Origin of the sequence: Halomonas sp. 5021 (genome assembly GCF_036663435.1) — a bacterium.
GTDB lineage: Bacteria > Pseudomonadota > Gammaproteobacteria > Pseudomonadales > Halomonadaceae > Vreelandella > Vreelandella janggokensis.
The window spans coordinates 51,556-78,459 of the sequence record NZ_JAXOVU010000008.1 but is presented as its reverse complement, the minus strand read 5'-3'; the positions used below and the strand labels follow the sequence as shown (position 1 = coordinate 78,459).

At 58.0% G+C, this 26,904-nt stretch carries 25 protein-coding genes; 19 read left to right on the top strand and 6 right to left on the bottom strand.

Annotated elements, in window-relative coordinates; all coding sequences use genetic code 11:
• Positions 1 to 5: 5 nt before the first annotated feature.
• Entirely contained in the window at positions 6 to 656 is a 651-nt protein-coding gene (locus R3F64_RS13590) for a CoA pyrophosphatase (protein WP_085918880.1), read from the bottom strand.
• 52 nt (positions 657 to 708) lie between these two features.
• On the opposite strand from R3F64_RS13590, the gene R3F64_RS13585 reads away from it, so the two are divergent.
• Positions 709 to 1,266 (top strand): NUDIX hydrolase, encoded by a 558-nt coding sequence (locus R3F64_RS13585; protein WP_085918881.1) that lies wholly within the window; start codon positions 709 to 711, stop codon positions 1,264 to 1,266.
• A 6-nt stretch (positions 1,267 to 1,272) separates the two neighbouring features.
• Here R3F64_RS13585 and R3F64_RS13580 read toward each other — a convergent pair whose 3' ends face one another.
• Positions 1,273 to 1,584, bottom strand: a complete 312-nt coding sequence (locus tag R3F64_RS13580) for an NGG1p interacting factor NIF3 (protein ID WP_085918882.1) — start codon at positions 1,582 to 1,584, stop codon at positions 1,273 to 1,275.
• A gap of 128 nt (positions 1,585 to 1,712) precedes the next feature.
• Between R3F64_RS13580 and R3F64_RS13575 the strand changes: the two genes are divergently transcribed.
• From R3F64_RS13575 to R3F64_RS13520, 12 genes are all read left to right on the top strand, one after another.
• On the top strand, positions 1,713 to 2,678 hold the full coding sequence (locus R3F64_RS13575) for a sugar-binding transcriptional regulator (RefSeq protein WP_085918883.1): 966 nt from the start codon (positions 1,713 to 1,715) through the stop codon (positions 2,676 to 2,678).
• A 182-nt stretch (positions 2,679 to 2,860) separates the two neighbouring features.
• On the top strand, positions 2,861 to 4,180 hold the full coding sequence (locus R3F64_RS13570; protein ID WP_085918884.1) for an ABC transporter substrate-binding protein: 1,320 nt from the start codon (positions 2,861 to 2,863) through the stop codon (positions 4,178 to 4,180).
• Positions 4,181 to 4,244: 64 nt separating this feature from the next.
• Positions 4,245 to 5,135, top strand: coding sequence for a carbohydrate ABC transporter permease (locus R3F64_RS13565; RefSeq protein WP_085918885.1), 891 nt, complete (start codon positions 4,245 to 4,247; stop codon positions 5,133 to 5,135).
• Between the two features lie 30 nt (positions 5,136 to 5,165).
• Positions 5,166 to 5,993, top strand: coding sequence for a carbohydrate ABC transporter permease (locus R3F64_RS13560; protein WP_199283708.1), 828 nt, complete (start codon positions 5,166 to 5,168; stop codon positions 5,991 to 5,993).
• A 12-nt stretch (positions 5,994 to 6,005) separates the two neighbouring features.
• Positions 6,006 to 7,163 carry an ABC transporter ATP-binding protein gene (locus R3F64_RS13555; protein WP_332611987.1) on the top strand — a complete coding sequence of 386 codons (1,158 nt, stop codon included), beginning with the start codon at positions 6,006 to 6,008 and terminating at the stop codon, positions 7,161 to 7,163.
• Positions 7,160 to 7,858 (top strand): HAD family hydrolase, encoded by a 699-nt coding sequence (locus R3F64_RS13550; protein WP_199283706.1) that lies wholly within the window; start codon positions 7,160 to 7,162, stop codon positions 7,856 to 7,858. The genes R3F64_RS13555 and R3F64_RS13550 overlap by 4 nt, the downstream gene beginning before the upstream one ends.
• Entirely contained in the window at positions 7,842 to 8,627 is a 786-nt protein-coding gene (locus R3F64_RS13545) for an L-iditol 2-dehydrogenase (RefSeq protein WP_199283705.1), read from the top strand. Before R3F64_RS13550 ends, R3F64_RS13545 begins: the two co-directional genes overlap by 17 nt.
• 6 nt (positions 8,628 to 8,633) lie before the next feature.
• Positions 8,634 to 9,254 (top strand): nucleoside/nucleotide kinase family protein, encoded by a 621-nt coding sequence (locus tag R3F64_RS13540; protein ID WP_199283704.1) that lies wholly within the window; start codon positions 8,634 to 8,636, stop codon positions 9,252 to 9,254.
• A 35-nt stretch (positions 9,255 to 9,289) separates the two neighbouring features.
• Positions 9,290 to 10,777 carry a mannitol dehydrogenase family protein gene (locus tag R3F64_RS13535; protein ID WP_199283703.1) on the top strand — a complete coding sequence of 496 codons (1,488 nt, stop codon included), beginning with the start codon at positions 9,290 to 9,292 and terminating at the stop codon, positions 10,775 to 10,777.
• A complete protein-coding gene (gene xylB, locus R3F64_RS13530) occupies positions 10,777 to 12,285 on the top strand; it encodes a xylulokinase (protein WP_085918892.1) in 1,509 nt (502 codons plus the stop codon). The genes R3F64_RS13535 and xylB overlap by 1 nt, the downstream gene beginning before the upstream one ends.
• Positions 12,286 to 12,297: 12 nt before the next feature.
• Positions 12,298 to 13,251 carry a transaldolase gene (tal, locus tag R3F64_RS13525; protein ID WP_199283702.1) on the top strand — a complete coding sequence of 318 codons (954 nt, stop codon included), beginning with the start codon at positions 12,298 to 12,300 and terminating at the stop codon, positions 13,249 to 13,251.
• 61 nt (positions 13,252 to 13,312) lie between these two features.
• On the top strand, positions 13,313 to 14,152 hold the full coding sequence (locus R3F64_RS13520; RefSeq protein ID WP_085918894.1) for a fructosamine kinase family protein: 840 nt from the start codon (positions 13,313 to 13,315) through the stop codon (positions 14,150 to 14,152).
• 3 nt (positions 14,153 to 14,155) lie between these two features.
• Here the strand turns inward: R3F64_RS13520 and cynS are convergent, their stop codons facing one another.
• Both cynS and R3F64_RS13510 read right to left on the bottom strand, forming a co-directional pair.
• Positions 14,156 to 14,596 carry a cyanase gene (gene cynS / locus R3F64_RS13515; RefSeq protein ID WP_199283701.1) on the bottom strand — a complete coding sequence of 147 codons (441 nt, stop codon included), beginning with the start codon at positions 14,594 to 14,596 and terminating at the stop codon, positions 14,156 to 14,158.
• 72 nt (positions 14,597 to 14,668) lie between these two features.
• Complete coding sequence (locus R3F64_RS13510) at positions 14,669 to 15,481, bottom strand: formate/nitrite transporter family protein (protein ID WP_085918896.1); 813 nt, start codon at positions 15,479 to 15,481, stop codon at positions 14,669 to 14,671.
• Positions 15,482 to 16,090: 609 nt separating this feature from the next.
• Between R3F64_RS13510 and R3F64_RS13505 the strand changes: the two genes are divergently transcribed.
• Entirely contained in the window at positions 16,091 to 16,855 is a 765-nt protein-coding gene (locus R3F64_RS13505; protein ID WP_199283700.1) for a MipA/OmpV family protein, read from the top strand.
• Here R3F64_RS13505 and R3F64_RS13500 read toward each other — a convergent pair.
• The gene (locus tag R3F64_RS13500) at positions 16,852 to 17,769 is read right to left on the bottom strand and encodes an alpha/beta fold hydrolase (RefSeq protein WP_199283699.1); all 918 of its coding nucleotides are present in this window, start codon (positions 17,767 to 17,769) and stop codon (positions 16,852 to 16,854) included. The genes R3F64_RS13505 and R3F64_RS13500 overlap by 4 nt on opposite strands.
• 279 nt (positions 17,770 to 18,048) lie before the next feature.
• Here R3F64_RS13500 and R3F64_RS13495 point away from each other — a divergent pair, with 279 nt between their 5' ends.
• The 4 genes from R3F64_RS13495 to R3F64_RS13480 all read left to right on the top strand — a co-directional run bounded on the left by R3F64_RS13495 (position 18,049) and on the right by R3F64_RS13480 (position 24,916).
• On the top strand, positions 18,049 to 19,536 hold the full coding sequence (locus R3F64_RS13495) for a TolC family outer membrane protein (protein WP_264823435.1): 1,488 nt from the start codon (positions 18,049 to 18,051) through the stop codon (positions 19,534 to 19,536).
• A gap of 99 nt (positions 19,537 to 19,635) precedes the next feature.
• A complete protein-coding gene (locus R3F64_RS13490; protein ID WP_085917730.1) occupies positions 19,636 to 20,910 on the top strand; it encodes an efflux RND transporter periplasmic adaptor subunit in 1,275 nt (424 codons plus the stop codon).
• Positions 20,907 to 24,089 (top strand): efflux RND transporter permease subunit, encoded by a 3,183-nt coding sequence (locus R3F64_RS13485; RefSeq protein WP_332611979.1) that lies wholly within the window; start codon positions 20,907 to 20,909, stop codon positions 24,087 to 24,089. The genes R3F64_RS13490 and R3F64_RS13485 overlap by 4 nt, the downstream gene beginning before the upstream one ends.
• A gap of 155 nt (positions 24,090 to 24,244) precedes the next feature.
• Positions 24,245 to 24,916: a hypothetical protein gene (locus R3F64_RS13480; RefSeq protein ID WP_332611977.1), complete on the top strand. Its 672-nt coding sequence runs from the start codon at positions 24,245 to 24,247 to the stop codon at positions 24,914 to 24,916.
• A gap of 3 nt (positions 24,917 to 24,919) precedes the next feature.
• Here the strand turns inward: R3F64_RS13480 and R3F64_RS13475 are convergent, their stop codons facing one another.
• Complete coding sequence (locus R3F64_RS13475; RefSeq protein ID WP_085917733.1) at positions 24,920 to 25,558, bottom strand: TetR family transcriptional regulator; 639 nt, start codon at positions 25,556 to 25,558, stop codon at positions 24,920 to 24,922.
• A gap of 229 nt (positions 25,559 to 25,787) precedes the next feature.
• On the opposite strand from R3F64_RS13475, the gene R3F64_RS13470 reads away from it, so the two are divergent.
• Positions 25,788 to 26,819, top strand: coding sequence for a succinylglutamate desuccinylase/aspartoacylase family protein (locus tag R3F64_RS13470; protein ID WP_085917734.1), 1,032 nt, complete (start codon positions 25,788 to 25,790; stop codon positions 26,817 to 26,819).
• Positions 26,820 to 26,904: the final 85 nt, after the last annotated feature.

Here is a 26,904-nt window from a genome sequence, read left to right as displayed (position 1 = left end):
TGGGGTCATTCGTTGGTTCTCAAAGGTTTTGAATGCAAGGTCGGCGAGTTGCGTTCTGGGTAATGACGCAATGCACCGTCAGGACGCTGGTAAAGGTCGATCGGCATGTCAAAACCCTCGGCCAGCAGTTCCACCAGCATCATGGCAGACAGCCCCCAAATGATATGGCCGTCAACCTGGTAACTGGGCACGTAGTGGGCGACGCCATCGACGGTAATCACATCGGTATGCGTTCGCCGATCGTCCAGGAAATGGCTTAACGGCACTTCAAAAATAGCGTCCAGCTCACCGGGATCGGCCACCAGCGGCAGGTCGGGCGGAATAATCCCCACCCAGGGCGTTACCCGGATACCGTGCAGCGAGATGACATCGGATAATCGGCCCAGTGCCGTGACGTGCCCTGGGTCGAGGGCAACCTCTTCCTGGGCCTCGCGCAGCGCCGTGGCGTAAAGGTCGTGGTCGTACGGCTCGCGCATACCGCCGGGGAAAGCCACCTGGCCACTGTGGGTACTGAGGTGGCGGGCGCGCCGGGTAAACAGCAGGGTCGGGGCCGGGCGCTCGACAATAGGCAGCAAAACAGCCGCCTCGGGCAAGCCAGCGTGGTCTAGCCGTTGAGGGGAGAGTTGTTGCAGCCGATTGCGAAGTGTCTCTAACATGTAGCATCCATAAGCGTTGTTATCTTTTCCCAGCAGCCGTAGAGAAATCGCAATGAACTTTTGCAGCCAGTGTGGCAATACCGTCCGTTTTGCCGTTCCTGAAGGCGATGATCGCCCGCGCTATCTTTGCGATACTTGCGGCACCATCCATTACCAGAACCCTCGCATTGTGGCAGGGACGCTACCCGTGAGCGGTACCAAGGTATTGCTATGCAAACGCGCCATTTCCCCGCGTAGAGGGTACTGGACCCTGCCGGCCGGCTATATGGAAAACGCCGAAACCACCGAACAGGCCGCCACTCGCGAAACCCGTGAAGAAGCCTGCGCTGAGGTGGCGCTGGCCAATCTCTACACGCTGATCGATTTACCGCATATCAACCAAGTTTATATGATTTTTCGGGCGGAACTTACCGGTGGCTTCAACGCCGGACCGGAAAGCCTTGAGGTGGCGCTATTCGAGGAACACGAAATCCCCTGGGATGAGCTGGCGTTTCCCACCATTGAGCAAACGCTCCGACACTTCTATGCCGATCGCGTGCGTCACGAATATCCGCTGCATATCAGCGCCATCAATCCTGAGGATCGTGAGCGCTACGCCGGTAGTGCCTGAGAGGCCCTAGAGATCGGCCAGTGCCCAGACATCATAGGCAACTTCTTCATAGGGATGCGCCAGTTTTAACGCAGCGATAGCGGCTTGAATATGGTCGTCGTCGCAAACCAGTTCAACCTTCAGCTCGTCCACGAACTCAAGCTCGCCGACCTTGCCAATATGCGGGTCTGCTCCGTTAAGCGGGCGGAACTGACCCGTACCCCGGGTCTGGAAACAGCAGGCCTCGTAATCGCCGATGCGCCCCGCGCCGGTTTCAAACACGGCTTCCTTGACGCTTTCTGCTTCCTCAACGGGGACAAAAAATGCCAGCTTATACATGGGTTAACGCCTCCTGATTCCACCATGATGTAGGGTTGCGCTATCGTCATATTAGCGAACAGGCGACTTCTGGTCTTCCCGTTGACTTTGTATGATGCAATTTAATCACCTGGGTAGCGAGCCAGCGAATGGATAAATTTGAGGTAAAAATAGATCAGGCGGCCAGAGCCGCCTGGATGTCCTACGTCGGCGGCATGACGCAGGATGACATTGCCACTCAATTGGGCGTCTCAAGGCCGGGAGTGCAGCGACTGTTGGCTCTCGCCCGGCAGGAAGGCCTGGTAAAGGTGCATATCGATCACCCGATTTCCACCTGCATGGCATTGGGCAGTGCACTGCGCGAGCGCTTTGGATTGGCTTACTGTGATGTGGTGCCCGCTGACAGCCATGCCCCTGAAAGTGCTGCTTACTATCTGGCAGTGGCCGGGGCGGAACGGCTTTCCCGGCTCGTTGAGCGTAGCGAACCGCTGACGTTGTCATTGGGCACCGGCCGCTCGGTACGCGCGGCGGTGGAGGCGCTGAGCCGCGTTGAGCGTCCTCAGCACCGTTTCGTCTCGCTGGTGGGCAATGTCGCTCGGGATGGCTCGGCGAACCGCTATGACGCGGTGATGGTGCTGGCCGATAAAACCGGTGGCGAACGCTTCTTGCTGCCCGCCCCGGTAGTGGCCGAGTCACTCGATGAGAAACAGGCCATGCTGTCGCAGCGCCTGTTCAAGGCGATTGCCGATGTGGCTAGAGAGTCCGAGGCGGCCTTTATTGGTGTGGGCCGTATCGATCGGCAAGCGACATTGTTTCAGGATCATTTTATCAGTGAAGATGAGCTTGATGAGCTGCTTGGCCTGGAGGCCGTCGGCGAATTGCTGGGCTGGCCGCTCAATCGTCAGGGGGAGGTGATCGACTGCTCGATTACCCGCCGGGTCACAAGCCTGCCCCTTGAGCGCTTTGGCAAACACATGATGGTGGCCATGGCGGGCGGGCGTGACAAAGCCCCTGCCATTCATGCGGCTCTGAAGGGGGGCTGGTTGAAAGGCTTGATTACCGATGAGATAGCGGCTCGGCACATTGTCAATACGGAAGAATTGGGAGCCCTCTGAGATAGGTATGTGGCGGCGCAACATGCTGTTTTGCTGATTCATTAGCGTAAAGTCTAAGTGCCGGGGCTTTGCTTTTTTTTGGCTTTCGTACGATCATTTGATCGATTATTGATCAATGAGATCAGATTGAGAGAAAACATCTGGCGAAAACAATGCCAACACAAAGCCAACAGGAGTGCCTTATGCAACTTGCACGTTACTTACCCCTTACTAGTCTGGCGGCGGCCATTGCCTTCGCTGGTCAGGCCCAGGCCGAAACCGAACTGACCGTTGCAACGGTGAACAACAACGACATGGTCATCATGCAAAGCCTCACCGATGCATTCGAGAAGGCGCATCCTGACATCACCCTGGATTGGGTGGTGTTGGAGGAAAACGTGCTGCGTCAGCGCATGACGACGGATATCGCCACCGGTGGTGGGCAGTTCGATGTGATGACCATTGGCACCTATGAAGTACCGATCTGGGCTGAACGCGGCTGGCTGTCACCGCTTGACAACCTGCCCGACGACTACAATGAAGACGACCTGTTGACCTCTGTCCGCGATGGTCTGAGTCATGACGACACGCTCCATGCGCTGCCGTTTTATGCCGAAAGCTCGATGATGTACTACCGCAAGGACCTGTTCGAGGAAGCGGGCATCGAGATGACCGATCAACCCACCTGGGAAGAGGTTCGCGAATGGGCCGGTAAGCTGCACGGTATGGAAGAAGACCTGGCCGGCATTTGCCTGCGTGGCAAGCCAGGCTGGGGCGAAAACATGGCCTTCGTATCCACCTTGGTCAACACCTTTGGCGGTCGCTGGTTTGACGAGGACTGGAATCCTGAGCTTAATTCCGACGCCTGGGTTGAGGCGGTTCAATTCTATGTTGACCTGCTTAACGATTACGGCCCACCCGGGGCAAGTTCCAACGGCTTTAATGAAAACCTGGCGCTGTTCTCGCGTGGTAATTGCGGTATGTGGGTCGATGCCACCTCCGCGGCTGGCAAACTCTACGACGGCGATGAGTCCGACGTGGCCGACAGCCTAGGCTTTGCACCTGCGCCGATTGCCGAAACGCCGAAAGGCTCGCACTGGTTGTGGTCCTGGGCGCTAGCCATCCCTGCGTCTTCTGAAAATCAGGACGCCGCGCGTGAGTTTATTACCTGGGCGACTTCGCAAGCGTATGTCGAACTTGTCGGTGAAACCGAAGGCTGGACCAGCGTACCTCCCGGCACGCGTGAATCCACCTACGCAGACGAGCGCTATATCGAAGCAGCCCCGTTTGCCGATTTCGTGCTGAAGGCGATTCAGGATGCTGATCCCACCGACTCGACGCTCGAACCCAATCCCTACATTGGCGTGCAGTTCGTCGGCATTCCGGAGTTCCAGTCGATTGGTACCCGAGTCGGCCAAAGCATCGCGGCGGCGCTAACCGGTGATAGCACGGTGGAAGAGGCGCTCGATACTGCCCAGCGCGCCACCGAGCGCACCATGCAGCGAGCAGGTTACTTAGACTAACGCGGTTAACGCCTGGGCCTTCGAGCCCAGGCGTTTTTCCTTGCGCCTTCTGGCAGGTACTTCCATGAATACGAAACGTACTTCCGGCCGCACCGTCGGCGGGCTGAGAACGCTGTCGCTTCAAGCACCCGCTGTCACGCTACTGCTGCTTTGGATGGTTGTGCCGTTGGGCATGACGATCTGGTTTTCGCTGCAGCGCTATAACCTGTTGATGCCGGAGATGACCGGCTTTGCCGGATTCGAGAACTATCAGTATCTACTGACCGATCCGTCGCTCTGGGCGGCGATGGGCAATACCCTGCTGTTGGTGGGGTGGGTACTGGTGATTACCGTGGTCGGCGGTACGCTGCTGGCCGTGCTGTTTCAGCAGGAGTTTGCCGGGCGGGGCATTGCCCGCGTGCTGGCGATTTCACCGTTTTTTGTCATGCCCACCGTCAGTGCTTTGGTGTGGAAAAACATGATGATGCACCCATCCAATGGGGTGCTGGCCTGGCTGGCTGAGTCGTTTGGCTTGCCCGCATTGGATTGGTTTTCATCGCTACCGCTGACCTCAATCGTGATTATTGTGGCCTGGCAGTGGACACCGTTCGCGCTACTGATCCTGCTGACGGCGATGCAGTCGCTGGACGAAGATCAGGTCGAAGCCGCCCGCATGGATGGCGCGGGGCCGGTCGCCATTTTCTTCTTTATCACGCTGCCGCACCTCAAGCGCGCCATCAGCGTGGTGGTCATGATCGAGATGATTTTTCTGCTGACCATCTTCGCGGAAATTTTTGTCACCACCTCCGGCGGGCCTGGGCTTGCCACGACCAACCTGGCCTATCTGATTTATATCCGTGCGCTATTGGATTTCGATGTCGGCACTGCCTCCGCCGGTGGGGTGATCGCGATCATTCTCGCCAATATCGTCGCTATCTTCCTGGTCCGCATGGTCGCCAAAAACCTGGAAGAGTAACCGGCACGTAAGTGTCCTGGGAGTCTTGTGATGACAAGCTTACGTTCCATTAACAGCAAAAAACTGCTGCTGACGGTCTTTGGCTGGTCGGTGGCCTTGGTGATTTTCTTCCCCATCCTGTGGATGGTTCTGACAGGCTTTAAAACCGAGACAGCGGCGATTGCCGACCCGTCGTTTATTTTTTCGCCTACCCTCGAGAGCTATCAAGCGGTTCAGGAGCGGTCGGGCTATACACGCTTCGCGCTTAACAGCGTCGTGGTGGCCTTTGGCTCGACGCTACTGGCCTTGTTGATCGCGATTCCTTCGGCATATTCGATGGCGTTTTTGCCGACCAAGCGTACCAAAGGCACCTTGCTGTGGATGCTATCCACCAAGATGCTGCCACCTGTTGGTGTACTGGTGCCGATTTATCTGATCTTCCGCGATGTTGGGCTGCTGGATACCCGCACCGGACTGATCATCATCTATACGCTGATGAACCTGCCGATTGTGGTGTGGATGCTTTACACCTTCTTCAAGGACATGCCCAAGGACATCCTCGAAGCTGGCCGCATGGACGGCGCCACGACGTTCCAGGAGGTGTTCTTTCTGCTTTTGCCGCTGACCCTGCCGGGCATCGCGTCGACAGGCTTGCTGTCGGTCATCCTGAGCTGGAATGAAGCGTTCTGGAGCCTCAATCTCACGTCGTCCAAAGCGGCGCCGCTGACCGCCTATATCGCCTCGTTTTCAAGCCCCGAGGGGCTGTTCTGGGCCAAGTTATCAGCGGCCTCCACGATGGCGATTGCGCCCATTCTAATCCTCGGCTGGATGACCCAGAAGCAAATGGTGCGCGGCCTGACCTTTGGTGCCGTCAAGTAAAGGAGTTTTCCTATGGCAACCCTACAACTCAACAATATTACCAAGCAGTTTGGCGACACCGAGGTCATCAAAGGGATTGATCTTGACGTTGAAGATCGTGAATTTGTGGTCTTTGTGGGTCCTTCAGGCTGCGGCAAATCCACTCTGATGCGCATGATTGCCGGGCTGGAAAGTGCCACAGGCGGCGATATCCTGATTGACGGCCAACGGATGAACGATGTGGGGCCCGCCGATCGCGGGCTTGCCATGGTCTTCCAGAGCTACGCGCTTTATCCCCATATGACGGTGGAAGGCAACATGGGCTTCAGCATGCGGCTGGCCGGTGTTTCCAAGGAGGAACGCCGGGCCAAGGTCCTGGAAGCGGCCAAGATTCTGCAGCTGGAACCGCTGCGGGACCGCAAACCCAAGGCACTGTCCGGCGGCCAGCGTCAGCGCGTGGCCATTGGCCGCGCCATCGTACGTAACCCGAGCATTTTTCTGTTCGATGAACCCCTCTCCAACCTGGATGCGGCGTTGCGTGTGCAGATGCGTATCGAGCTGGCGCGTCTGCACGACGAGCTCGACGCTACCATGATCTACGTCACCCACGACCAGATCGAAGCCATGACCATGGCGGACAAGATCGTTGTGCTGCGCGATGGGGTCGTCGAGCAGGTCGGCTCGCCGATGGCGCTGTATCACCATCCCCAAAACCGTTTTGTCGCCGGATTCATTGGCTCGCCGAAGATGAATTTTTTCGACGTGACGCTGCTTGGCGTCAAGCCCGAAGGGGTAGGTATTCGAATGCCTGGCGGCGGCGAGCGCCATGTGCCGGTGGACGGTCAGCATCTGGGTGACGACGCGGCGCTGGAGCTGGGTATTCGGCCCGAGCATCTGGTGCTTGAAGAGCAGGGACCCTTGGTCGGGCAAATACAGGTGCTGGAACGTCTTGGCGGCCAAACCTCGCTCTATGTGCAGATGGCCGACCAGCTCGTCACCATCATGGCCGACGGCGATGTGGCCTACCGGGTTAACGATACGGTGCACTTTGGTTTTGCCCCGGAGCGGGCTCACCTGTTCGAGGCTGACGGCCAGGCCCTGCCGAGTTTGCAGCAGCACCCTCTGGCGGGCCTCACACGCGAGGACAATCGCGCCAACGGGGACAATACGTCTTCCGAGGCGTCGGTATGACGGCGCTTATTTTCGACTGTGACGGTGTTCTTGTCGATAGCGAAGCCTTGGCCGAAGGCACCCTGGCGGAACACCTTGGCCGCTGGCTGCCGGATATTGATGTTGAGCAATCGCTTGGACAGGCGTTAGGCATGACCACTGCTAACATTCTGCGTCATGCCGAGCAGTTAAGCGTCTATCCGTTACCCGCGAATGCGGCGGAGCGGGTCGATACCGCCATTGAGGCGAGGTTGGCACGTGAACTCATCGCGATCGACGGTGCTGAAGCTGCTGTGCGGGCGCTGACGCTACCCAAGGCGGTGGTTTCCAACAGCCGTCGCTGTCGAGTGCTGGCATCGCTTGCGGGTACTGGGCTGGATGCCGCCCTTGGCGATGTACCGATTTTTACCGCAGAACAGGTCGACCAACCGAAGCCAGACCCCGCGCTCTATCAACTGGCGGCCGAGACCATGGGAGAGGCGCCCCATGACTGTCTGGTAGTGGAGGATAGTGTGGCCGGCGTGACGGCGGCCACCGCGGCAGGTATGTGGGTGATTGGCTTTGTGGGGGCCAGCCATGTCGATGATGGCCAATCGGAGCGGCTTCGTAAGGCGGGCGCCTGGCGCATCTTGCCGCACATGAAGGGGCTAAATGACCTGGTTAGCGAGTGGCAAGATCTTGCCCACAATGGAGGTCGGCATGAAGCTAACCAGTAAGGTAGCCATCGTGACTGGTGGGGCGAAAGGTATCGGACTGGCGATCGCCGCGCGCTACCTCAGCGAAGGGGCCAGCGTGGTGGTCGCCGATATTGATACAGCGGCCGTCAATGACGCTGTTAATCTGCTACGCCAGGCAGCGGGTGAGGAACGGGTGCTGGGAATTGAGCTGGATGTCTGCGATACAGCGTCCATCGACGCCATGGTGGCAGAGGTTCGCGAGCGCATGGGGCGCATCGATATTCTGGTCAATAACGCGGCGGTATTTGATATGGCGCCTGTGCTTGAGGTCACGGAGGCGAGCTTTGATAAGCAATTCGCCGTTAATACCAAAGGCATGTTTTTCACCCTTCAGGCGGTGGCCAAAGCGATGGTGGACCAGGGGCAGGGTGGCAAGATCATCAATATGGCGTCCCAGGCGGGGCGCCGTGGTGAAGCGCTGGTGAGCGTTTACTGCGCCAGTAAGGCGGCCGTGATCAGCCTTACCCAGTCCTGTGGGCTGGACTTGATCAAGCACAGCATCAACGTCAATGGCATTGCCCCCGGCGTGGTGGATACGCCGATGTGGGAAACCGTGGATGCGCTGTTCGCCCGCTATGAAAACCGTCCATTGGGCGAGAAAAAGCGCCTGGTCGGCGAGGCCGTACCGTTTGGCCGTATGGGGCTGCCGGAAGACCATACTGGTGCAGCGGTCTTCCTGGCCAGCCAGGACAGTGACTATATCGTCGCCCAGACGCTCAACGTCGATGGCGGCAATTGGATGAGCTGACTTGCCATGACCCCGGATATTGACCATATCAGCCGCCAGATTATCGATGCGGCAGCCGGCATTCCTCGTTATATCGTCGCCCTGGCGGGTCCGCCCGGTGCCGGGAAGTCTTACCGCAGCGAGCAACTGTGTGCAGCGATTAACCAACAGTTGCCAGGGCAGGCTGGGGTGGTGCCGATGGATGGCTATCACTTCGACAATGCCGTGCTCGGTGAGGCGCAGCTGCCACTCAAGGGCGCGCCGCACACCTTCGACGTGGACGGTCTGCGTGTTGATCTGGAGCGACTTCGCCGCGCTGACCAGGCGGTCGCTGTCCCCGTGTTCGACCGCCCGCTGGATCTGGCTCGCGCCGGTGGGCGGCTCATCCGCCTTGAACAGCGCATCGTGATTGTCGAGGGCAACTATTTATTGCTCGACCGCCCGATATGGCGCGACCTGCAACCTTTGTTTGACTGGACGCTGATGCTTGATGTCGACGATGACGTCTTGGCGCAGCGCCTGGTGGCCCGCTGGTTAGCCATGGGCCAGGACCACGCAGGCGCCATTGAGCGCACGCACCAAAAAGACATGCTCAATGCTCAACTGGTGAAAACAGGCAGTTTTTCGCCCGATCAGTACTGGCGTTAGCACGTCATGTCCAACGAATAACCTGGAGAGCGACGATGACCCAACTCAATAATCACAATGTGGGCAAACTAGGCTCCCCCATTGCCACGCCTGACTATGATCGCAGCAGGATTACCCCGGGTATTGTTCACATTGGTGTGGGCGGCTTTCATCGCGCCCACCAGGCGATGTATCTGGATGCCCTGATGAACAGGGGCGAAGCGCTGGACTGGGGGATTGTCGGTGTGGGCGTAATGCCGGGTGATAAACGCATGCAACAGGCGCTGGCAGCGCAGGACCACCTTTATACGCTGGTCGTCAAACACCCGGATGGCCGCTATGAGCCGCGGATAATCGGCAGCATGGTTAACTACCTGTTCGCGCCTGAGGCCGCCGAGGCGGTGATCGAACAGATGGCCGATCCACAGATTCGCATCGTGTCGTTGACGGTCACCGAAGGCGGTTACAACTTCCACCCGGTGACCGGCGAGTTCGATCTGGATAATCCACAAATACGCGACGACCTGGCCCATCCCACCCAGCCCTCATCCAGCTTCGGTCTGGTGGTGGAGGCGCTGGTACGCCGCCGCGAGCGGGGGATCGCCCCCTTTACGGTCATGTCCTGCGATAACATTCAGGGCAACGGCGATGTGGCGAAGCGCATGTTCAGCGCTTACGCCCGTGCCCGGGATAACGCGCTGGGGGAGTGGGTAGCCGACCAAGTGGCGTTTCCCAACGCCATGGTGGACCGTATTACCCCGGTGACCTCAGAGGCGGATATCAGCGAGCTTTCGCAGCATTTTGAGATTGACGATGCCTGGCCCGTGGTCTGTGAGCCTTTCACGCAGTGGGTGCTGGAAGACCATTTTCCGCTGGGGCGTCCGGCGCTGGACAAGGTGGGCGTACAGTTGGTTGATGACGTTGAGCCTTACGAGCTGATGAAACTGCGGCTGCTTAACGCGAGCCATCAGGCGCTGACCTACTTTGGCTATCTGGCCGGTTATCGCTACGCCCACGAAGTCTGCCAGGACCCGCTATTTGTCGACTTTTTGCTAGGCTACATGCGTGAAGAGGGCTCACCCACGCTGGCGCCGGTGCCTGGCGTTGACCTGGAAGCCTATCGGCTGACGCTCATCGAGCGCTTTGCCAACCCCCAAATCAAGGACACACTGGCGCGCCTGTGCGCAGAAAGCTCTGACCGTATACCCAAGTGGCTGGTACCGGTGATTCGTCAGCAGTTGGCCGATGGCGGTGAGATCAAACGCAGCGCGGCGGTTGTAGCCAGTTGGGCGCGCTATGCTGAAGGGGTCGACGAACAGGGCGAACCGATCGAGATCGTCGATCGTCTGAAAGCGTCACTCATGCAGGTTGCCGCCAATAATCGCACCCAGCCAACGGCGTTTGTTGAAAACCGTGAGGTGTTTGGTGACCTGGCAGACCAACCCCGTTTTCTGGCGGCCTACCTTGAGGCGCTGACATCGCTGCACGAACGCGGCGCACGCGCTACGCTTGAGGATCTGGTCTCGTCCATAGGAATTCAGTAATGTATATCGGAGTCGATTGCGGAACGCAAAGTACCAAAGTGGTGGTCGTGGATGTTGAGCAAGGCCTTATCCGCGGGGAGGCGAGCCGCCCCCACCATCTGGATGAAGGTGAAAATGGCCGCCGTGAGCAGGCCCCAAGCGAGTGGCTGACAGCGCTGAAAGGCGCTTTCTTCGAGGCGCTTGAGCGTGCTGAAGTCGATGCCAGCCAGGTGCGCGGTATCGGTGTCTCCGGCCAGCAGCATGGCATGGTGGCACTGGACGCCGAGGGCGAGCCGGTATATCCCGCCAAATTGTGGTGCGATACCGAAACCAGTACCCATAACAGCGACCTGATGGTGCGCCTTGGCGGAGAAACGGGCTGCCTGGAAAAGCTTGGCCTGGTGCTGCAAACCGGCTATACCGCCTCCAAGGTGGCGTGGTTGCGCGACCATCATCCTGCCGCTTATCAGCGTATCGATAGTCTGTTGTTGCCTCACGATTACCTGAATTTCTGGCTCACCGGCAACCGCGTGACCGAGGCAGGCGATGCCTCCGGGACTGGCTACTTCGACACGCTAAGGCGCCGCTGGCGGCTGGATGTGTTTGCCGAGATAGCCCCTGAGCTGGATGCCAAGCGCGTGCTTCCCCGGTTGCTTGAGGCGCATGAACCCGCTGGAGTTGTGCAAAGTGCCGTAGCCGCCGAATTGGGCTTGGCAGATGATGTCGTGGTGTCTTCAGGCGGCGGGGATAACATGCTTGGCGCGATTGGTACCGGCAATATAACCCCGGGGCTGATTACGTTAAGCTTGGGAACATCAGGCACGGTGTGTGCATACTCACCGGCCCCTGTGGTTTGCGATAATGCCATGGTCGCCAATTTCTGTTCGAGCACCGGCGGGTGGTTGCCGCTGATCTGCACCATGAACGTGACCTCTGCCACTACCCGTGTGCGCGAGCTGTTCGGTTTGGACCTGGCTGCGTTTGGCGAGCGGGTGGCCAGTGCCCCGGTTGGCGCCGAAGGGGTGACGGTGCTGCCGTTTTTCAACGGTGAACGGGTTCCCATGTTGCCGGAGGCGTCCGCGGACTTCCTGGGCCTGACCAGTCTGAATACCACCCAGGCCAACCTGTGCCGTGCGGTGATGGAAGGGGCAACCTTTGCACTGCGGTATGGGTTGGAACTGCTCGGAGACTTAACCGCGGGGGCCAGCCAGATTCGTCTGATTGGCGGCGGCGCCAAGAGCCCGGTATGGCGGCAGATGGTGGCGGATATCACCAATACGCAGGTGATCTGCCCGGAAATCACCGATGCCGCGGCGCTGGGTGCCGCCCTGCAGGCCGCTTGGTGTGACCAGCGGGAAGATGGGGTTACCCTGGAAGCGTTGTGTGAACGGCTGGTAACGCTGGATGCTGAATCGCAGGCAGATCCTGACCCCATACAAGTGGCGGCTTACCAAACAGCCTATGCGCGTTATTGTCGTGCGCTCGAGCAACGCCACGGCAGCACTCATTCATTGAAGGCACCCGGTTAATAAGGAGCATTTATGTTGGATCAACTACAGCAATTAAAACAACACTCACTGGTGGTGGCCGATACCGGTGATCTGGAGGCGATTCGTCGTTACCAGCCGCAAGACGCCACCACCAATCCGTCGCTGTTGCTCAAAGCGTTTAGTTTGCCGGGCTACCAGGCGATGATCGATGAGGAGTTGAGCCAGGTTAAGGCGTCCGGTGGTGCTCGCGAGCAGCAGGTCACCCACGCGGTAGACCGTTTGGCGGTTGCCGTGGGTAGTGAAGTCGCCGCGGTGGTACCGGGGCGTGTTTCCACCGAAGTGGCGGCCCGACTGTCGTTTGACACCCAGGCGAGCATCGCCAAGGCTCACGAGCTGATCGAGCTTTATGAAGCCCGAGGCGTTAGCCGCGACCGCGTGCTGATCAAGCTGGCGTCTACCTGGGAGGGCATTCGCGCCGCCGAAGTGCTCGAGCGAGAGGGCATTCAGTGCAACCTGACGCTGCTGTTCAGCGATGCCCAGGCCCAGGCCTGCTTTGATGCGGGCGTGTTTCTTATCTCGCCCTTCGTGGGGCGCGTGACCGACTGGTACAAGAACGCCACCGGCAATGACTACACACCAGAAAACGACCCGGGTGTTCTGTTCGTGCGTGGTGTTTGTGAACGCGCTAATCAGGGCGGCTACGATACCGTCGTGATGGGTGCCAGCTTCCGCACCACCGGCCAGGTGCTGGCGTTGGCGGGCTGCCCACGGTTGACCATCTCCCCGGCATTGCTTGAAGAGCTGGCCTCGGCAGAAGGTGAAGTGACGCCCCGGATTGCGGCACATACCGGCAACGGTCAGCCGTTACCGGCTTTGAGTGAAGCTGATTTCCGCTGGGGTCACAATCAGGATGCGATGGCCAACGACAAGCTGGCGGAAGGTATCCGTCGTTTCCACGATGACCAGCTTGAACTGGAAAAGCTCATTCATCAGCGGCTCGGGTGAGTCGACGTCGCCGACAGTCGGCAGTCATAATAGACAGACATTCAGCGCACAGGAGCATGCAATGGACTCGGCCCTAGACGCGTTACTGGAAACACTCGACCTTACCCCCAAGGGCGCATTAACGCCGCTTGGCGGTGGCGATATTGCGGCCGTCTATCAGCTTGATACCGAACAGGGCAGCGTCGTCGTCAAACATGACGACGCGCAGCGGCTGCGCGGTGAAGCCGAGGCACTGCGGGCGTTAAAGGGAGCGTGTTCCATCTTGATTGTCCCTCAGGTGCTGGGCCTTTCCGACAGCTGGCTGGTAATGGAGACGCTTGAAGCATCCGGCCGACGCGATAGTTCAGCGCTGGGTGAAGGCCTCAAAGAGCTTCACGCAAGCGTCGGTGAGCAACATGGCTGGCACTGGGATAACGCCTGTGGCAGCACCCCTCAGCCCAATGCACCGTTGGACGATGGGCGTGTTTTTCAGCGCGAGCGGCGGCTGTTGCCTCTCGGCGACGCCTGCTATCAGCGCGGTTTGCTCGATAAAAAGCTTTATGAGCGCATCGCCCGTCAGGCACATGAGTTGGAAGATTGGCTGCCCGACAGGCCCGCGAGCCTGGTGCACGGCGATCTGTGGTCGGGCAATGTGATGTTCACGCCGCGTGGCCCCGCCATTATCGACCCGGCGATATATCGTCACTACCCGGAAGTCGATATTGCCATGTTGACCCTATTTGGCTCCCTGGATGAACGCTTTTTCGAGGCCTACTGGAACGGCGACGCCCCGGCCGATTGGCCGAGGCGTGAAGCGTTATTTCAACTCTACCCGCTGCTTAATCATTTGCTGCTCTTTGGGGCGAGCTATCGCAGCGGCGTTGAACGCAGCATTACCGCGCTCGAGGCGTACCAGAAGTAGGCGTTACCAGGACTTATAAGGTAAAAACTTGCCATTCAGGGTAAGCAGAACACGGTCGCCTTTGGGATCTTCCACCTTATCGACGTCCATGGTGAAATCGATAGCACTCATGATGCCGTCGCCAAACTGCTCCTGCACCACATCCTTGAGTGTCTCGCCATATACGCCGACAACTTCATAGAGCCGATAAATGAAGGGGTCCTGTGGGATGGCTTCATCCCACACCTTGGTCGGGAATGTCACCAGGGCATCGGCAACGTCGCTCTCGACATCCAGCGTGTTGCAGATCTTTTGGGCGATATCGGGGCTGGCGCTGTTCATGCCATAGCAAGCTGACGCTACCCACACAGGCGACATCCCGACAGCGGTGGCGATATCATCCCAGCTCATTTTCTTGCGCGCTTTGGCGGCAAGCAGGGTGTGGCGCATTTCAAGTTTATCCATGAGAGTTCTCCCGTGTGGTAAAGGGCGCATGGCGCCCTGTTTTGTTAGCTGTTTTAAGTCAATGGATCTCGATCAAGATAAATTTTTCTTGGGCTGGGTACGCACGTGGGTGGTGTAAAGAACCAGACCGACCAATGTCAGACCACCGACCAAGTTACCCAGAACCGTAGGGATTTCATTCCACATGATGTATTGATACAGCGTAAATTCAGCGCCCATCATCAGGCCGATCGGGAAGAGGAACATGTTGACCACGGAATGCTCGAAGCCAAGATAGAAGAACACAATGATCGGCATCCACATGGCCATGATCTTGCCGGATACCGTTGTCGAGATGGCGGCACCCACAACCCCCATGGAAACCATCCAGTTGCAGAACATGCCCCTCAGGAAAAGCACAATCCAACCGGCTAGGCCAGCATCCTGGTAACCCACAGTACGGCTTTCACCGACAGACATCATGGTCTGGCCGACGGCGTTGATTTCCTCAGTGCCGCCCATGGTGAAGTTCATATAGCCAAACGTGGCAATGAACAAGGCGCCCCCCAGGTTACCAAGTCCTACCAGCCCCCAGCACCTGAGCATCCGTGGCAGGGTGACCCCGGGTCGTTTATCGAGCCAGGCGATTGGAACCAGCGTGAAAACCCCGGTGAGCAGGTCATAACCCATCAAGTAGAGCATGACAAAGCCCACGGGAAAGAGCAGCGCTCCAATCAGGAAATTACCTGTTTGGGTGGCGATAGTAATGGCGAAAATAACCGCCAACGCCAGGGTGGCCCCCGCCATGAAGGCGCGAATAAGCGTATCCCGGGTGCCCATATAGACTTTCGCTTCACCCTGGTCTACCAGCTTGGTAACAAACTCACTGGGCATTAGATATGACATGAATAGGTTTTCCTGTGTCATTTTCGGTTGATTAACGCCGCGCCTGAATGTCCAGTGTTAGTCCTTTAGTCTTTAGCCCTTTGCGTTAGCTTTTTGAGTTAGCTCTTCGATTGGATCTGGGTATTGCAGGCGCTGAGCTCGTTGTCAGGGTGCTGCATTTGGCATGCCAATTTATTAACTGGAGGGCTGAGAAAATTGTAAAATCGATTTATTTCATTGATTTATTTTTTTTAAGGTCGAATTTATATTTTCCAGTGGTGGGGTGAGAATCAGCCATCGCAAGGCTTGCTCGGTGAGGGCTGCACCACTGAGGGGCACACTTGTGGGCTGTGCACGATCTTGTTGCAAGAAGGCCGCTCTGTCGTTGATTGTCTCGGTGGTAGCGTTGATTCGGTGGGAGAAGTTAAATTGACGGAAATGAAGGCGAATGCTAGCTTACATACATAAATGTATGTTATGCGTGGCTCCTGCGCCACGCTGATCGTCAATCCATTTGCAGCTGGCCATTCCTGGTGAGGAGTTGTCGCTGATTGCTTACGTCAAGGAAGACGGCCTTTGGTTGGTTAAGGCATTGCTTCCAAACCTAAATGATAACAGTGGGTTTTAACCATGAGATCGAGACTATCTGCCCTATCATATTTTACGCTATCCACGTTGCTGATGGTTGCATCGGGTAGCGCTTTGGCCCAGTGGGAAGGCAGCGTTGGCGCCGGTGTATTTAGCGTTCCCGACTATCTGGGTAGCGACAAAAATGAAACGCGTGGCTGGCCAAGTGCCAGCGTTACCTATGGTGATACCTTTTATGCCAGTGTCCGTGATGGTATTGGCTGGAATTTACTTCGCCAGGGAAACTGGAAGGTTTCACCGTTCATCACCTACCTGCCGGGGCGTGATAACGATGGCGAGCTAAGCGGCCTTGACGAGGTAGACGATGGTGCAGCGGCGGGCGTACGTGTCCGCTATTCAAACGGCCCTTGGGGGCTGGAAGCCGCGACGAAAGCTCCTCTAGGCGGCGATGTAGACGGCTATGAAGCTGACCTGAAAGCCAACTGGCGCACCATGCTGTCTCAGCAAATGGCGTTTTCGATTGGTCCTGAGTTGACCTACTCAAGCGATGACTGGACTCGCGACATGTTCGGCATTTCGCCAGCAGAAAGTGCGCGCTCAGGGCTAGCCATCTACCGCCCGAACGATGGCTATGTCCGTTACGGGCTGAACAGCCGCCTGAGCTATTACCTGACCCGCGATTGGTCGGTAACGGGGTTACTCGGCGTGACGCGGTTAACAGGCGATGCCGCGGACAGCCCGATCGTGGATGACGTGGGTGACAAGACCCAAGTGATGGGTGGTGCGCTGATCAACTATCATTTTTAGCCGCGAGGGTGGATCAGACGTTGCCACCAACGACTGATCCGCTGCCCCGGGGTAGCTGTCTGGGGAGAGGCAATGTCGCCATAGCGGCTCAGAAAGCGCTTGAGGGGAGCCACCTGCTGATCATTGTTGAGCATAGGGGCATGGCCACATCCCGGCGCCTCAAGCGTTTCCATATGCGGCTGGTCGACCTGCATGCGTTCTACACTCCCGGCACGAAGTAGCGTGGAATGTTCACCCCGAATAACCATTAGCGGGCAGCGGATTTGCTGCCAGTCGCGCCATGTGTCGCGGGGCGTATCGTGAACAAACTGCTCGCTTATGCGGGGATCGTAATGAAAGCTCCAACTGCCATCAGGCAGCCGGCGGGCACTGCTTAGTGCCATCTGCTGCCACTCAAAGCGGCTGAGGTCACCAAACCCCTGGTAATGTTGCTCAAGTGCCTGTTGTAGCTCACTGAGCGTCAAAAAACGTTTGAGCACGCTAAAGTAGGTTGCCATTTCGGCCAGCGTCTGGCTGTCCAGCTCGGGGCCTACGTCATTGAGAACCAGGCAGCGAATTCGCTGCGCGGTGTTTTCATCAGCGGCCAGCAGCATGCCGAGCAAACCGCCCATCGACGTGCCGACCCAGTTAGCGCTCTCAATGTGGAAATGGTCGAGTACCGCCAACGCGATCGTCACATAGTGGCTGTATAAGTAATCATTGGCAGGGTAAAGCGACCAGCTGGAAAGTCCGCGTCCCGGCGTATCGGGCGCAATGACTCGCCATTGGGGGCCGAGCTTTCGGGCCAGGGATTCAAAGTCGCCACCGTGACGGGCCAGTCCGTGCCAGGCGATCACGGTATTGGAGGCATCGGGATGCCAGATACGAACAGCGATTTCGAGCTGCCGTACGCTAATATATTCAATGCGGTCCATGATATGCCTCAGTAAGCTGTTTGTTGCTTTGCAGCATGATGACGTACAGGATAGCCAAATAAAGCCAGCTTGTACGGCCTGGCGATGTGGTTGCCATGGAGAAAGGCAATGACCCTAAGGAAAAAGGCCCAAAAGCAAAAGTGCAAAGCCAACAATGCCAAGGCAATCGTTAAAGAAAAATGAAATATAAGCCGAATATTTGACCAAGGTCTGGTATCGCCAAAAAAACATGCGACAATGTATGTAAGCATTCAGACTAATATTAATGAGGAAAACGCTATGCTGCGACTCCCTTCCACGTTGGCTTTCAAAACTCCACGCCCTTTTGTGGCAAAGCGCACGTTGCTTCCTGCGCTATTGCTTTCAGTATGGGCGGTTCCCGCTTGGTCAGCTGATCTACTCACCATTACCCGGGATGCGCTGGAAAATAACGCCGAGTTGAGTTCAGCGCGCTCTCAAACCCAGAGTGTCGAGGCTGGGCGTGACGTTGCCCGTGGCGACTTGCTGCCTCAGTTGAACGCGTCAGGGAATGTGGCGCATAACCGCACCTACGAAAGCCAAAGCAGTGCAGCGGGCACTCAGGCAGGTCAGGTGGCTAACGGGACGGGCAACACCAGCGGCAATGACGATCCCTTCAATAGCGTCAGCCTGACACTTGAAGCCTCGCAAGCACTTTATGATGCGCGCAACAGCCGCGAGGTTGAACAAGCCGAGCGGGAAATCGATCAGCAAATTTACGCACTGGCTTCGACCGAGCAGCAAGTGCTGATCGATGTGGCGACGGCTTACTTTGACATTCTTCGCGCCAACGACATTCTCGATGCCCGCCTGGCTCAGGAACGTGCCATTGGTCGTCAGTTGGAACAGGCTGAAGAGCAGTTCGAGGTCGGACTGATCGCGATTACCGAGGTAGAAGAGGCGCAGGCGAGTTTCGATCAGTCGCGCGCCGAACGTATTGCCGCACAGAGCGATCTGCAGGTGAGTTTTGAGGCCCTTGAGCGCTTGACCGGCCAGCGCTATGCCAGCATTGAAGCGCTGAGCGACGACTATCCCATCCAGCAACCGTCGCCTAGCGATCGGGATTACTGGGTTGATCTCGCCGTTGAGAACAATCCTCTGGTGCTCGCCGAACAGGCGGGTGTCGAAGTGTCCCGCAGTGCTGTGGGCGTGGCCCAGGCGCAGCGCTTGCCCACCCTGGAGGCGTTCGCGAGTTATCAGTATGCCGATAACGATATCGATGGCATTCAAGGTCACGACGAATCCAGCCAGATAGGGTTGAGCGCCAACTGGCCGCTATACACGGGCGGCAGCACCCAGGCCAGCATCCGTCAAAGCACTTACCAGTTGGAAGCCAGCCAGTTCGACTTTGAGGCCCAGCGCCGCGACACCGTTCAGCAGGTGCGCTCGCTATATACCCAGGTCAGCAATGATGTCTCCACCGTGGATGCCCGCGAGCAAGCCATCGTTTCCAACCAGAGCGCACTGGATGCCACACGCGCAGGCTATGAAGTCGGTACCCGCAACATTGTCGACGTCTTGAATGCCGAGCAAAATCTTTATAACGCCATTTCCGACTATGCCCAGGCGCGTTACGACTACGTAGTCAATCTGCTGTCCCTGCGCCAACAGTCGGGGAGTTTGGACGTTGAGGCCGTCGAAGAGATCAATGCCTGGCTTCAGGGCGAAGAAGTTACCTTTACATTGCCTGAAGACGCTGGCTCCAGCAGCGTAACCAACATCGGTGAGCGACCGGTACTTGAGCAGTAACTACCTCTTTGGCGGCACTGAAAGCCGCCAAACATTTACATTCATACGTGTATGGTTGTAGTCTGTGTCGGTTTTATAGGCGCCTCAAGGGAAAAAGTAATGAAGAACATGTTTTACGGCGTACGTAGCGCGCTGATGGTGATTGGCGCTAGCGCGCTGCTTGTTGCCTGTGGCCAGGAAGAGCAAGCCGGCCAAGCAGAGGGACAGCAACAAGAACCGCCTCCGCATCCTGTTGAAGTGACCGAGGCGGCCCGACAAGATCTGCCGCTGGAAAAATCATACTCATCGCTGCTCCGCAGCGACGATGAAGTTACTCTGGTTGCCCGCGTCACCGGCTATTTACAGGAGCGTCATTTCGAGCCCGGTGAGTTTGTCGAGGAAGACCAACTTCTCTACTCCATCGAGCCTGATGTCTACCGCGCCACGGTGAACCAGCGAGAAGCCGATTTGCAAAGCGCCCGTGCGGAGTTTTCCCGCGCTCAGCGTGATGCAGAGCGCTTTGAGCGGTTGCTGAACCAGAATTCGGTGAGTCGTCAGGACTACGACCAGGCGCGTGCGGACCTAGGCGTTGCCCAGGCCAATGTGGCCCAGGCTCAGGCGGCACTGGAAAGCGCCCAGATCGACCTGAACTATGCCGAAGTGACGGCGCCCGTCGCTGGTATGATCAGCTTGAGCGAGATTAATGTGGGCAATCTGGTGCAGTCCGGCACCGAGCTTGCCACCGTCACGCCGCTGGATCCTTTGGAAGTTCGCTTCCAGATGCCGCAAGACGATGCGTTTGCACTGCGTCGACAGCTGCATGAAGAGGAATCGGTTGAAGACATTCGTGCCACCCTGGCGCTGCCCGGACGTGATGGCGGAGACGATCAGTCCCTTGAAGGTCGCCTTGATTATCTGGGGTCGCGGGTCAGCGACCGCACCAGCACCGTGCAGGCCAGCGCCACCTTTGATAATCCCGACGGGGACATTCTGCCGGGTCAATTCGTCCGCGTCAGCCTTGAGGGGCTGAAGCGCTACGGCGTTTATGCGGTGCCCGAAATTGCCGTTACCCAAGGCCTGATGGGGCCCCAGGTCTTCGTACTTGACGATGAGAATCGCGCCCGCTCACGCACGGTCACCCTTGGCGAGATGGCCGGCCCTTGGCAGATTCTGCGCGACGGTCTGGAAGAAGGCGATCGCGTGGTGGTCGGCGATCCTACCGGTATCGAACCCGGGACGGCGATCGACCCTCAGCCGTTTAGCGGCAGCGCCGAGGAAGTGATTGAAAACCTGGATGAAGCGCAGGCGGAAGCTGCCGAGCCGGCACGGCAAGGCCAGGGAAACCATGCCGGCGGTGAACAGGAAGGCGGTGAGGAAGGGGACGCCTCGCAATGAATTTCTCTAATTTCTTCATCAGCCGCCCCATCTTCGCGACGGTTCTGGCGATTATCCTGACCATCATCGGGGTCGTCAGCATGCGGGTGCTGCCCATCGAGCAGTACCCAAACGTCGTGCCGCCGACCGTTTCGGTGCAGGCGCAGTTCCCGGGGGCCGACGCCGAAACCGTCGCCCAGACCGTCGCAGCGCCGATCGCAGAAGCGATCAACGGGGTCGAGGGCATGATCTACATGACCTCGAACAGCAGCGATAACGGCAGCATGTCGCTCAACGTGTCGTTCGATATCGGCACCGAAGGCGACATTAACACCATCAACGTCAACAACCGGGTACAGGGGGCGCTCTCGCAGCTCCCTGAAGCCGTGCAGGATCAGGGCGTGACCGTCGAGCTGCGATCAAGCTCGATCTTGATGTTTGTGGCGCTGACCTCGCCGGAGGGCGACTACAACAACATCTTCATGCAGAATTACGCCACCCTCAACGTCATCGACGAGTTACGTCAGGTCCCCGGGGTGGGCGAAGCCGAGGTGTTGGGCGGCGGCGAGTTCGCCATGCGCATCTGGATGGACCCGGAAAAACTCTCTCAGTACGACCTGACGCCCACCGAGCTGGCCTCGGCCATTCGCGCCCAGAATACTGAAGTGCCGGCGGGCAGCCTGGCGGCCACGCCGCAAAGCGATCCGCGTGCCTATACCTATACCATCACGGCGGGTGGTCGGCTCAACAACGTCGACGATTTCCGCAATATTGCGCTGCGCACCAATCCGGACGGTTCGACGTTGCGCCTGGATGACGTCGCACGGATCGAGCTCGGCGCCTCGTCGTACGGGGTGGATGCGCGCCTGAACGGCGAGGCCATGGCGCCCATCATCATCAATCAGCAGCCGGGTGCCAACGCGCTGGAAACCGCGCGCGCGGTGAAAGCCACAATGGAAGAGCTGAGCGAGCGTTTTCCGCCGGGGCTCGAGTACGCGGTGCCCTACGACACCACGCTGTTCATCGACGCCTCGGTCAAGACCGTGGTGAAAGTCTTTATTGAAGCCTTCCTGATCGTTGGCGTTATTCTGTTCATCTTCCTGCAGAACTGGCGATTCACGGTGATCGCCATGTCGGTGGTGCCAGTGTCCGTACTGGCAACGTTCGCGGGCTTTTACATGTTCGGCTTCTCGATCAACTTGCTGACGCTGTTCGCGCTGGTGTTGTCGATCGGGATCGTGGTGGACGATGCGATACTGGTGGTCGAAAACGTTGAGAGGGTGCTCAGCGAGGACGATGACATCAGCGTGAGGGACGCCACTATTCGCGCCATGAAGGAAGTCGGCGGGCCGGTTATTGCGACCTCGCTGATCATGGCGGCTGTCTTCATTCCCGTGGCGTTCCTCGGCGGTTTCACCGGGCAGATCTATCAGCAGTTTGCCTTGACCGTGGCGATATCGGTGGCGTTCTCGGCGCTGATGGCGCTGACCTTCACGCCCGCGCTGTCAGCGATCTTCATCAAGCACAAGGCCCAACACGGTCAGTCCAAATTCATGCGTGCGGTGAACACGCCGCTGCGCCTGTTTGACCGCTTTTTTGCCGCCATTACCGCGGTGTTCATGGTGGCGGTGAAGTTCCTGGTACGCTTTTGGGGACTGGCGCTGGTATTGACTGGCTTGGTCATCGGCGGTTCATGGTGGCTGTATCAAACCACTCCCTCGAGTCTGGTGCCGGAAACCGACCAGGGCGTGGTGTTGGCGAGTATCCAATTGCCCAATGCGGCGTCTCTGGACCGCACCCAGGATTACATGGCCGCGCTAAGCGAGCGGGTCGAAGCCATTCCGGGGGTAAGCTATTCATCAGCAGTGGCGGGTTACGACATCCTGACGGGTTCGGTGAATACCGCCCGCGGGGTCATGTTCATCAACCTGGCGCCCTGGCCCGAGCGCGATATTACCGCTACTGAGCTTGTCGGGCGGATTATGCAGATCGGTGCTGAAATACCCGGCGGCTCGGCCAGGGCGTTCAATGCGCCGCCGATCCAGGGGTTGTCGACCACCGGCGGCTTTACCGGCTACCTGCAGTCTTTCGGCGGGGCCTCCTCCCAGGAGCTGTTCGAAGCCTCGATGCAGGTCATGCAAAAGGCCAACGCGCACCCGGCGCTCGAGCAGGTGTTCACGACCTTCAGCGTCAACGTGCCCGGCTACCGCGCTGATATCGACCAGCAGAAAGTGCTGAGTTACGGCGTGTCGCTGGAAGATCTGCATTCGACGCTGTCCAATACGTTCGGCACCGGCTTTGTTAACTACTTCAGCTACCAGAACCGTAACTTCCAGGTATATCTGCAAAACGAAGACGAGTTCCGCCGAACGCCGGATGACGTGAACCATGTATACGTGCGCGGCGGCGACGGCGAGCGTATTCCGCTGTCCGAGTTTGTCAGCCTCGAGCGGGAAGCCAAGCCTGCCGTGGTATCGCGCTTTGGCGTCTATCTGGGGGCGCAGTTCCAGGGCGGCCCGGCGGAAGGCTACAGCTCGGCAGAGGCGATCGAGGCGATGGATCAAATCGTTGCCGACAATTTGGGTAGAAACTGGGGCATGGGCTGGACCGGTACCGCTTACCAGGAAGCCGAAATGGGCAATACAGCGGCGCTTGCGATTGTCTTCGGCATCCTGATGGTGTTCCTGATCCTTGCGGCCCAGTATGAAAGCTGGTCGCTGCCGCTGGCGGTGCTGACCTCTACGCCCTTTGCGTTTTTGGGGGGCGTCGGCGGCATCGTGCTGCGCGGGCTGGATACCAGTATCTACGTGGAAATCGGCCTGCTGGTGGTGGTCGGCCTGGCCGCCAAAAACGCTATCCTGATCGTTGAGTTCGCCGAGCTACAGCGCAAGGAGCAAGGCAAGACGATAAAAGAGGCAGCCATTACCGCTGCCGAGCTGCGTTTCCGGCCGATCATCATGACGTCGCTGGCGTTTATCTTCGGTACCCTGCCGTTGGCCTTGGCCACGGGGGCGAGTGACGTCAGCAGCCACCACATCGGCACCACGGTGGCGGTGGGTATGGCCACGGTGGCCATTCTGGGCAGCCTGTTCGTGCCAAGCTACTACGTCATGATCGCTCAGCTCTCTGACTGGTTAGGCCACATATTCCGCGGTAAATCCAAGCAAAGCGATCAGTCGGCGATGGAACAAGGCCGTTAAGCCACCCCGCTGATCCAGCAAAAATTGACGGGCATCATCGCGAGCGATGATGCCCGTTTTTTATGCTGCGCTGCTACATGTTATTGCCAGGGCAGGCCGCTACGCTGATAGGGCAAAGCTCAATAACATGAGCGCAAGCGTAGGAGGGACGCGATATGGATACCATACGCCAGCTGATGATGGGGTTTCCATTTATCCTGTTCAGCGTATTGTTGCCCCTTGTCGGGCTGTATTGGCTATTGGTGCTACTACGGTTAGCCCCTGTGGAGCTGTTCGAGCGAGACAGCCTACGCGATGACCACCTGGCGAGTGCACTGGTCGCCCTTGGGTTCGCCGGGGTGCCGACGACGGTTGCCTTGAGTTGGCTGATCGTTTTAGCGGCTGGGATGACACTAGCGGTAGAACTGCTGGTGCTGCGCTGGCTGTCGGTTGGGCTGTTTATCGTGCCGATTGGTGTGGTGCTGCTTTGGGCAAGCTTTGCCCTGGCGTCGCCAATCGCAGAAATCCTGTGTCGGCAGGTAGGGCCATGGTTTCATCGCCATCACGCTCGTCGCAGCTTACTGGGCAAGTGTGTGCAAGTGGTGCAGGCGAGCAGTGAAGGGCATCCTGGGCGCGCGGTTCTCACCGACGACCCTTCCTGCGAGGTGCAGTTACTTGGTAAGCATGACGCGGCAGAAAACGTGGGTGAATACCGCGTTCTGGTCAAATACCTGCCTAGAGAGGATGCGTTCCGCAGCGTTGCGCAGGATGCATTTCTCGAAACCCGCACACGGTTGCGTCTGCTTAAAGGCAAGTCCGGGTCGGCTGGGTCTTTAGCGCATCATTAGCGGTCAGTTTGCCCCGCTGGTGTCAGTTGAACGGCGCATCATGCTGGTCAACTGGTTCACTAGCGGGACACCCCGTTCATAGATTGAAAATCGCGAAGGGTCTCTGATCCATTCATGGAACAGCCCGGCGAGGGTTGCCTGGAGCAGGTCAGTGGCAACGTCGGGTGATAGGCCCTGAACGAGCATCTGTTGCTCTTCGGAGATCAGCAGGTGCTGGTAAAGCGAGTCGCGGCATTCGTCGGCGATTTCCTGCTGCATGGCGATAGGATCGATGTCGCTAAAAAACTCACAGCGATGAATCAGGATGGCGTGAACCCGGCGCGCGCGAGGGTTCTGTTCAAAGCGCTCCAGCCCCTTTAGGCAGGCCAGTCGAATGGCTTCCAGCGAGGAAACATCGTGCTCCAGCGCCTCGATTTCATCCACCAGGTCCTGGAACGGCATATGAACGCGCTCGAGCATGGCACGAAACATGTCGCCCTTGTTTTTAAAGTGCCAGTAAACCGCGCCCCGCGTCATCCCGGCTTGACGGGCGATTTGCTCCAGCGAGGTGCGGGCGACACCGTGTTCCATGAACATCTCTTCCGCAGCATCGAGTAGCGCCTCGCGCGTGGCCGCTGCTTCAGCCTTTGTTTTTCTTGCCATGGAAACCCAACCTCGTCGACGTTATTTATGCATATATCTTATCTGATTCTGCAATTATTTTACATTCAATTGTGTATGGAAACGGTGTGCGGAAACGTATGGGTAAGCACTCACATATTCAGGGGGCTGATATTTCAGAGCGAGGCGGGTATAAAGAATAATTGGAAACGCTGTTTTTAAATGTCGTGGCAGTGCACGCTGTACAACCCGCAAAGCGAGACAATCCATAATGGCACGAGCCTCTTTTCAACTTGCCGGACACAGTATTGCGCCCGGCAAGCGCTTACAGATCGATGTACCGGTCGCCCGGCTGTATACCCATACGCCTTTGCACATTCCCGTCGAGGTGGTGCACGGACGGCGCAGCGGTCCGGTCATGCTGGTATGTGGTGGCATTCACGGCGATGAAATCAACGGTGTGGAAATCGTTCGCCGCGTATTACGCGCAAAAACCATCAATAGCCTGAAGGGCACCTTAATTGCTGTGCCGGTCGTCAATGTGTTCGCCTTTCTGCAACAAACGCGTTACCTGCCCGACCGGCGAGATCTCAACCGCTGCTTTCCGGGTAGCGAATCCGGTTCCCTGGGTGGGCGTGTGGCGGCGTTGTTCCGTGAAGAAATCGTCGATCACGCCACGCATATCATTGACCTGCATACCGGGGCGATCCACCGCACGAACCTGCCACAAATCCGCGCTCAACTGAGCCCGGAGAGCGAAACCGAACGTATGGCCGATGCCTTTGGTGCACCGGTGGTCCTCAATGCTGAGCTGCGCGAGGGCAGCCTGCGCCACTATGCGCAAAGTCGCGGTATTCCGGTGCTCACCTACGAAGCCGGTGAGGCGCTGCGCTTTGATGAATGGGCGATCGCTCCGGGGGTACGCGGCGTACTGCGAGTAATGCGCCGCCTCGGCATGCTCAGTGGCGAGCAGCGCCGCCGCTCGCCGGCGCCTGCGGAAGTCGCCAATGGTTCGAGCTGGGCGCGGGCACCCATCGACGGCATCCTGCGACCCAAGGTGCGCCTGGGGGCACGCGTTGCCAAAGGTGAAGTATTGGGTAAGGTGGCGGACCCATTCGGCAATGATGAGGGCGACGTGCGCGCCATGGCCGACGGCATCGTGATTGGTATGAGCCGCTTGCCGTTGGCCAATGAAGGCGAAGCGCTGTTTCATATCGCGCGCTTTGATGCCATCGAGGAGGCCGAGACAGCGATCGAAAGCTTCCAGTCGAGCCTTACACCACCCCCTGACGCGATTTACTGAATAAAATTGATAATAGAAAACTATCGATTTGATAGTTGGAGCCCCACCGCCATGGATGGCGGGAAGTGCTGTATTTAACTATAAC

Excerpts from the sequence above, each read along its gene's own strand:
- R3F64_RS13485 (WP_332611979.1), top strand. The coding sequence starts at position 20,907 with ATGAATTTCTCTAATTTCTTCATCAGCCGCCCCATCTTCGCGACGGTT.
- R3F64_RS13520 (WP_085918894.1), top strand. The coding sequence starts at position 13,313 with ATGGACTCGGCCCTAGACGCGTTACTGGAAACACTCGACCTTACCCCC.
- R3F64_RS13480 (WP_332611977.1), top strand. The coding sequence starts at position 24,245 with ATGGATACCATACGCCAGCTGATGATGGGGTTTCCATTTATCCTGTTC.
- R3F64_RS13570 (WP_085918884.1), top strand. The coding sequence starts at position 2,861 with ATGCAACTTGCACGTTACTTACCCCTTACTAGTCTGGCGGCGGCCATT.
- R3F64_RS13580 (WP_085918882.1), bottom strand. The coding sequence starts at position 1,584 with ATGTATAAGCTGGCATTTTTTGTCCCCGTTGAGGAAGCAGAAAGCGTC.
- R3F64_RS13510 (WP_085918896.1), bottom strand. The coding sequence starts at position 15,481 with ATGTCATATCTAATGCCCAGTGAGTTTGTTACCAAGCTGGTAGACCAG.
- R3F64_RS13475 (WP_085917733.1), bottom strand. The coding sequence starts at position 25,558 with ATGGCAAGAAAAACAAAGGCTGAAGCAGCGGCCACGCGCGAGGCGCTA.
- cynS (WP_199283701.1), bottom strand. The coding sequence starts at position 14,596 with ATGGATAAACTTGAAATGCGCCACACCCTGCTTGCCGCCAAAGCGCGC.
- R3F64_RS13505 (WP_199283700.1), top strand. The coding sequence starts at position 16,091 with ATGAGATCGAGACTATCTGCCCTATCATATTTTACGCTATCCACGTTG.
- R3F64_RS13490 (WP_085917730.1), top strand. The coding sequence starts at position 19,636 with ATGAAGAACATGTTTTACGGCGTACGTAGCGCGCTGATGGTGATTGGC.
- R3F64_RS13500 (WP_199283699.1), bottom strand. The coding sequence starts at position 17,769 with ATGGACCGCATTGAATATATTAGCGTACGGCAGCTCGAAATCGCTGTT.
- R3F64_RS13575 (WP_085918883.1), top strand. The coding sequence starts at position 1,713 with ATGGATAAATTTGAGGTAAAAATAGATCAGGCGGCCAGAGCCGCCTGG.
- R3F64_RS13545 (WP_199283705.1), top strand. The coding sequence starts at position 7,842 with ATGAAGCTAACCAGTAAGGTAGCCATCGTGACTGGTGGGGCGAAAGGT.
- R3F64_RS13590 (WP_085918880.1), bottom strand. The coding sequence starts at position 656 with ATGTTAGAGACACTTCGCAATCGGCTGCAACAACTCTCCCCTCAACGG.
- R3F64_RS13550 (WP_199283706.1), top strand. The coding sequence starts at position 7,160 with ATGACGGCGCTTATTTTCGACTGTGACGGTGTTCTTGTCGATAGCGAA.
- xylB (WP_085918892.1), top strand. The coding sequence starts at position 10,777 with ATGTATATCGGAGTCGATTGCGGAACGCAAAGTACCAAAGTGGTGGTC.
- R3F64_RS13565 (WP_085918885.1), top strand. The coding sequence starts at position 4,245 with ATGAATACGAAACGTACTTCCGGCCGCACCGTCGGCGGGCTGAGAACG.
- R3F64_RS13560 (WP_199283708.1), top strand. The coding sequence starts at position 5,166 with ATGACAAGCTTACGTTCCATTAACAGCAAAAAACTGCTGCTGACGGTC.
- R3F64_RS13535 (WP_199283703.1), top strand. The coding sequence starts at position 9,290 with ATGACCCAACTCAATAATCACAATGTGGGCAAACTAGGCTCCCCCATT.
- R3F64_RS13470 (WP_085917734.1), top strand. The coding sequence starts at position 25,788 with ATGGCACGAGCCTCTTTTCAACTTGCCGGACACAGTATTGCGCCCGGC.
- tal (WP_199283702.1), top strand. The coding sequence starts at position 12,298 with ATGTTGGATCAACTACAGCAATTAAAACAACACTCACTGGTGGTGGCC.
- R3F64_RS13585 (WP_085918881.1), top strand. The coding sequence starts at position 709 with ATGAACTTTTGCAGCCAGTGTGGCAATACCGTCCGTTTTGCCGTTCCT.
- R3F64_RS13495 (WP_264823435.1), top strand. The coding sequence starts at position 18,049 with ATGCTGCGACTCCCTTCCACGTTGGCTTTCAAAACTCCACGCCCTTTT.
- R3F64_RS13540 (WP_199283704.1), top strand. The coding sequence starts at position 8,634 with ATGACCCCGGATATTGACCATATCAGCCGCCAGATTATCGATGCGGCA.
- R3F64_RS13555 (WP_332611987.1), top strand. The coding sequence starts at position 6,006 with ATGGCAACCCTACAACTCAACAATATTACCAAGCAGTTTGGCGACACC.